General features: G+C 62.9%; 2 protein-coding genes and 1 pseudogene. 1 reads left to right on the forward strand and 2 read right to left on the reverse strand.

All coding sequences use genetic code 11. The features are described from left to right. Window positions 1-244, reverse strand: a pseudogene (locus tag AC097L_RS25705) (class I poly(R)-hydroxyalkanoic acid synthase); the annotation flags it as partial. Window positions 245-379: 135 nt separating this feature from the next. Here AC097L_RS25705 and AC097L_RS25710 point away from each other — a divergent pair. Continuing rightward, entirely contained in the window at window positions 380-652 is a 273-nt protein-coding gene (locus tag AC097L_RS25710; RefSeq protein WP_479589531.1) for a hypothetical protein, read from the forward strand. Here AC097L_RS25710 and AC097L_RS25715 read toward each other — a convergent pair. Beyond that, window positions 581-1,119 (reverse strand): purine nucleoside phosphorylase YfiH/LACC1 family protein (locus AC097L_RS25715; protein WP_479589532.1); only part of this gene is annotated, 539 nt, incomplete at its 5' end. The two genes, AC097L_RS25710 and AC097L_RS25715, sit on opposite strands and share 72 nt — an antisense overlap.

Consider the following 1,119-nt stretch of genomic DNA (forward strand, 5'->3'; position numbering starts at 1 on the left):
TGGCGGCGGCATCCATGCTCTGGTTCCACAGCGCGGCCGATTCTTCCAGGTACTGCTTTTGCAGAGCTTGCAGCTTGGTAGCGGAAAAATTGATCTGGGGTGTAGCGGGCATGCCGCCTGCCGGTAGGCCCAAATCCAGCCCCTGTACCGGCTTGATGGCATCGGCCCAAGCCCGCGACCATGTGTCGCCCAAGGTCTGCTGGAATTGCTGGGCGGATTTGGCCCAGTCTGGATCAGAATGCATGGAAGCTCCTCGCAAAGCGGATTTTTTGGGCCTGTGCCGGGCACGGGCCGTTTTTAGGTTGTAGACGGTAACTGACAGCGGGGCATAAAACCTTGCGGGTACTGCGTAGACCTCTCTGAATTTGAAACAATTTGTATGTACATAGTTCCGATTGGCTGGCTATATGTGGCCCTGATGATGGCTGTCGCCGAGGCGACCAATACTAACGGCACTGTCATGGGCGGCATCCTCACGTTTCTACTGTACGGGCTGGGCCCGGTGTCGCTGGTGGTGTACCTGATGGGCGCGCCCGCGCGGCGCAAGGCGATCAAGCGGCGTGAGGCAGCCGAACAAGCGTCAGCCCTGCAGCCAGATGCAGGCGGCCATGCGCCCGCAGACCCCGCTGCGCCGGTACGAGAAGAAGCGTGACGGCTGGCTGACGGTGCACCAGTCCAGGCCGCCGTCGTTGCCGTAAATGCCTTGCACACCCAGCGCCTGCAAACGCAGCCTGGCCAGACCCGGCAAGTTAGCCAGCCATTTACCCGCGCCGTGTGGCACAAAGCATGCGGCGGCCTCGGGCTGCTGGGCGATGAAGGCGGCGGGCACTTCCGGCCCCACCTCAAAGGCCGTAGGTCCGATGCACGGCCCCAGCCACGCTATTATTTCAGTAGCTGCTTGCGCCGATGGAATAAGCGCCACAGCCCTCATTTCCTTGTAAGTTGCTTCCAGCACGCCCTGCCCGTCCACGCCTAGCAGGCCGCGCCAGCCCGCATGCGCGGCGGCTACCACCGTGCCCTGCATGTCGGTGAACAGCACCGGCAGGCAGTCGGCCACCATCGCGGTACAGGCGATGCCGGGCTGGGTGGTGAGACTGGCATCGGCCACCAGCGGCTCAG

It is taken from the genome of Rhodoferax sp. RT5P35 (genome assembly GCF_056521385.1).